This window comes from Dysgonomonas sp. HGC4 (assembly GCF_001261715.1).
Classification (GTDB): Bacteria; Bacteroidota; Bacteroidia; order Bacteroidales; family Dysgonomonadaceae; genus Dysgonomonas_A.
Map to the genome: position 1 here is coordinate 1 of NZ_CVRU01000104.1, position 4,495 is coordinate 4,495.

General features: G+C 36.3%; 5 protein-coding genes. 3 read left to right on the forward strand and 2 right to left on the reverse strand.

All coding sequences use genetic code 11. The annotated features are described in order from the left end of the window. The first annotated feature begins 383 nt into the window (after positions 1-383). From HGC4_RS10575 to HGC4_RS10585, 3 genes are all read left to right on the forward strand, one after another. A complete protein-coding gene (locus HGC4_RS10575) occupies positions 384-968 on the forward strand; it encodes a hypothetical protein (protein ID WP_050710106.1) in 585 nt (194 codons plus the stop codon). An 8-nt stretch (positions 969-976) separates the two neighbouring features. After that, positions 977-1,564: a hypothetical protein gene (locus HGC4_RS10580; RefSeq protein WP_050710107.1), complete on the forward strand. Its 588-nt coding sequence runs from the start codon at positions 977-979 to the stop codon at positions 1,562-1,564. 177 nt (positions 1,565-1,741) lie between these two features. Beyond that, positions 1,742-2,566, forward strand: a complete 825-nt coding sequence (locus HGC4_RS10585) for a formamidopyrimidine-DNA glycosylase (RefSeq protein WP_050710108.1) — start codon at positions 1,742-1,744, stop codon at positions 2,564-2,566. Between the two features lie 137 nt (positions 2,567-2,703). Here the strand turns inward: HGC4_RS10585 and HGC4_RS10590 are convergent, their stop codons facing one another. Then, a complete protein-coding gene (locus HGC4_RS10590) occupies positions 2,704-4,059 on the reverse strand; it encodes an ammonium transporter (RefSeq protein WP_050710109.1) in 1,356 nt (451 codons plus the stop codon). Between the two features lie 46 nt (positions 4,060-4,105). After that, on the reverse strand, positions 4,106-4,471 hold the full coding sequence (locus HGC4_RS10595; protein ID WP_050710110.1) for a P-II family nitrogen regulator: 366 nt from the start codon (positions 4,469-4,471) through the stop codon (positions 4,106-4,108). Positions 4,472-4,495: the final 24 nt, after the last annotated feature.

Consider the following 4,495-nt stretch of genomic DNA (forward strand, 5'->3'; position numbering starts at 1 on the left):
GGGTTACCCTTATTCGAATATTTCTTCAGTTAACTATTTCCTTACTTAAAGCTTTATTCTTCAATTGAAACGCCATCTAATTTATTGAAAATTTTGTTTATTGTTTATTAATATCTATATTTGCCATCTGTAAAGTAAGTATTTACAGAAAAACAACGACAACAGAATTAACAGATAAAATAAAAAGGTGAGTCTTAAATTTAACTATTTAAGTAGAGTATTGAATCTTAATAAGATATAAATTAAGATACAATATTACATCACTAAACAAACCTATAAGCTTGTGCAGATAAGTTATTATAACCTATTCGAGCAGAGGTATGTGCCTATAATAGCTTTTATCTTTAATTAGATTAAAAAATTTCCAATAATTTATATCGATAATGAGAAAAATAATTCTACTATTAATCGGATTATCTTTTATTAGCCTAAGCTATTCGCAAGTCGGAATCAATACACAAAACCCACATGCAAGTGCAGCTCTAGATATAGAAAGTAGTACACAAGGCGTATTATTGCCACGCCTAACAACTGTTCAAAAAAATGCAATTGCTAACCCTGCATTGGGTCTTATAGTATATGACACCAATCTAAAGTGCATTTCTCAGAATGCAGGAACTCCTACATCACCTACATGGGTATGCCTTTCGCAGAAAGACACTCAAGCTAGTTCTTTTTACATGCCATCGATAGCTATAAATGCATCTGTTGCCGGAGTAGTCTCAACACCACTTGATTTATATGCTGAATACAAAAAACAGTTTGGTTCGCCGACAGTCGTAAGCACTGGAGGCCCAGCTTCTATCCCTTACTTTCCCATAGCAACAGACCTATATTATTATGTCACATATTACGACAAAGATGTTCTCAAAATAAGCAGTATAGCAGCAGACGGAAAAATGTCTTACGAAATACTTAAAGAGGCTGACTATAATTCTTTTATGAACGTGGTCTTTGTTGTTAAATAATCAGATATATGAAAACGATATATAAAGCTGTTATCCTTTCGTTATTTATACTATTCACACATCAGGCTCATAGCCAGATCGGTATATACACCGACACACCTGACAATAGTGCGACCCTTGATATAAATTTCGATGAAACCCACAAAGGGGTACTGATTCCTCAACTAACAACTACCCAGAAAGCTGCAATAACAACACCTGCTGCAAGCCTTTTAGTATATGATACAGATAAGAAATGCATTTCTCAGAATATTGGATCAGAAGCCGCTCCAACATGGACTTGTCTGACTTTATTTAATCGTCAGTTCTTTTACATGCCATCCATAAATATATCCACCAGCACATTAGGAGCTAGTTATATCGATTTGTATGCTCAATACAAAACTGAGTATGGCACACCTATGTTCGCCAGTGTAGGAGCCCCTGCTCTTATTCCACATTATCTATCGCCAACCGATCTTTATTATTATGTAACCTATCACGACCCAACTTTAATAAAAATAGATGGTATTGACGCTAATGGCGTTATGCGTTACACAACACTAAAAAAGGCTAACTACGATGCTTATATGAATATTGTATTTCTTATTAAATAAGATCGTAGCAGAGAAAAAATAGCATTATCCATAAAAGGTATATTTATCTAAATAGATTATATTTGAACAGTAATATAATTATGACCTTATTTAAGTAGGGGTGAATCATAATCACCCTTACTTAAAAGGTTTAGATATGAATTTGAAAAGCAGATCACCAACTTAACAAATAAAACTATGCTGGAAATACCTGAATCGAAAAACATAGGCAAGCAGCTCGCCGACGTTTTAATTGGAAAAACAATAATAGAAGTTATAAACGCGACAAGCCCTCATAGCTTTACATGGTACTACCAAGATCCTCTCAAATACGGTGAAACCCTAATTAATAGAGAAATAGAAGCAACAAAAGGTCATGGGGCATTTGTTGATATCTATTGTGACAAAAACACAACCATAACTGTGGGTGACGGAACTAATATTAAATACTATTCACCTCTTGAACCTCAACCTAAAAAGCATCAATTATTAATTGTGTTTGACGACAGAAGCTTTATCGCTTTCACTGTATCTATGTATGGCAGCATACAAGCTTACAAAGGAGTTCTGGACAATCCATATCATCAAGGCAGCCTTAATAAGATATCTCCATTAGAGGATTCTTTTGATGAAATATATCTTGATAGCATATTCAAAAGTGTAACTAAAAACTTATCCTTAAAAGCCCTTCTTGCCACTGAACAACGCATTCCTGGCTTAGGTAATGGCGTTTTACAGGATATTCTTTTTAATGCAGGTCTTCATCCCAAAAGAAAAATATCTACTATTTCGGATTTTGAAAAAGGAGAGTTGTTCCACAGCATAAAAACTACATTGGCCGACATGACTGATAAAGGAGGAAGAGATACCGAAAAAGATATATATGGAAAATCTGGACGCTACAAATCAATCCTTTCCAAAAAGACATATAAAGATCCTTGTTTAAACTGTGGAGATACCATTGTAAAAGAAGCGTATCTGGGCGGAAGTATTTACTTCTGCCCCACTTGTCAAAAAATCTAACTAATCAATATATATAAAACGGGACTACCCAAAAGGTAGTCCCGTTTTATCTGTTTACACTAACCTATTGATTTCCTCAATAAAAAAAGAATTTCAATACCTACATATTATCTACACACTATAACATTCTATTTTATTTATTCATCTTCAGTATATGCAATCTCACCGTGTTGAGATATATCAAGACCGATAGATTCCTCATCTTTACTAACTCGTAAACCTACAAGTTTATCCACAATAAGGAATAATATTATTGTACCAATAGCACTAAACGCAATTGAAGCCCCACTAGCTACTACCTGTATCCACAATTGATTCCAATCACCAAACAAAGCACCTTGTACACCATCAACACCTGTCACAAACCTTGTGGCAAATACCCCTGTAAGAATTGCACCGACAAGACCTCCGATACCATGTACACCAAAAGCATCTAATGAATCATCGTATTTTAATTTTGGTTTTACAAAAGCTACCATAACAAAGCAGATCAGAGCCGAAGCCAATCCGATGAAAAATGCACCCATTGCATCAACAGTTCCCGCAGCAGGAGTAATAGCTACCAAGCCTGCAACAGCTCCCGTACAAATACCCACAACGGTAGGCTTTTTATTAATAAACCACTCTAAAGACATCCATGTTACGGCAGCAACAGCAGTTGCCAGATGTGTTACCAGAAAAGCATTAGCAGCCAATCCATCGGCAGCTAATCCGCTACCAGCGTTAAAACCAATCCACCCCAACCATAGCAAAGCTGTGCCTATAACCACAAATGGAATATTGTGAGGAGTTACAGGATGCCCCGTTGTGCGATACCCTTTACGACGCCCTAACATTACAGCCATTACAAGTGCCGATATACCTGCATTAATGTGTACGACTGTTCCTCCGGCGAAATCAATAGCTCCCATTTCTTGCATCCATCCGCCACCCCAAACCCAGTGCGCCATTGGATTATAAATAAGAATAGCCCATAGTATAGTAAAAAGTAAGAATCCTGAAAATTTAATTCTTTCAGCAAAAGCTCCAATAATCAAAGCAGGAGTTATTACTGCAAACATACATTGAAACATGACAAATAATATTTCCGGAATATTTCCGGCAGTTAGCGAATCAAGCGTAATACCATGTAAAAAGACTTTATCGAAGCCTCCGATTACTGCTCCTAACGAACTTCCGCTTTCCATAAAGCCCGTACCAAACACCCAGCTATAACCTATCGCTATCCACTCAATAGTTATAACAGCTGTTATTATAAGACATTGCATCATTATACTCAGAATATTCTTTTGACGAACCAATCCTCCGTAAAACAAAGCCAATCCCGGTATGGTCATCATCAATACCAATACGGTAGCCACAATAATCCAAGCTGTGTTTCCCGAATCTAAAGTTGTTGCGGGAACTGCTCCTGTTACTTCTTGTGCCATTATTGCCGGGGCCGCTACTAATAATCCGGCTAATGCTGTATATCGAATTAATCTCTTTTTCATAATCACGTTTACCTTTTGATTTTTTGTACCTGATAACCTCTTTCTACTACTTTTCGTCTAAATCATCCTCTTTGTTATAAAGAGACTCGTCTCCGTGATCACCTGTGCGAATTCGTATCGATTGCTCAATAGAGGAAACGAATATACGCCCGTCGCCACTTTCGCCTGTATATGCCGATTTTAATATGGCATCAATAGATTTATCCACATTTATATTCCTTACTACAAATGATATGTAAATCCTATCAATAGCATTTATATCATAAGCAATACCTCTAAATATTAGTCCTTGCTTGGCATCGCCTTGCCCTTTAACATCCCACCATGACAGAAAATCGATATCTGCTTCGTGAAGAGCTTTACGCACTTCATTAAATTTGGATTTGCGAACAATCGCTTCAATTTTTTTCATCTTTTCATTTATTAAGGTCTCAGA

Excerpts from the sequence above, each read along its gene's own strand:
- HGC4_RS10595 (WP_050710110.1), bottom strand. The coding sequence starts at position 4,471 with ATGAAAAAAATTGAAGCGATTGTTCGCAAATCCAAATTTAATGAAGTG.
- HGC4_RS10585 (WP_050710108.1), top strand. The coding sequence starts at position 1,742 with ATGCTGGAAATACCTGAATCGAAAAACATAGGCAAGCAGCTCGCCGAC.
- HGC4_RS10575 (WP_050710106.1), top strand. The coding sequence starts at position 384 with ATGAGAAAAATAATTCTACTATTAATCGGATTATCTTTTATTAGCCTA.
- HGC4_RS10590 (WP_050710109.1), bottom strand. The coding sequence starts at position 4,059 with ATGAAAAAGAGATTAATTCGATATACAGCATTAGCCGGATTATTAGTA.
- HGC4_RS10580 (WP_050710107.1), top strand. The coding sequence starts at position 977 with ATGAAAACGATATATAAAGCTGTTATCCTTTCGTTATTTATACTATTC.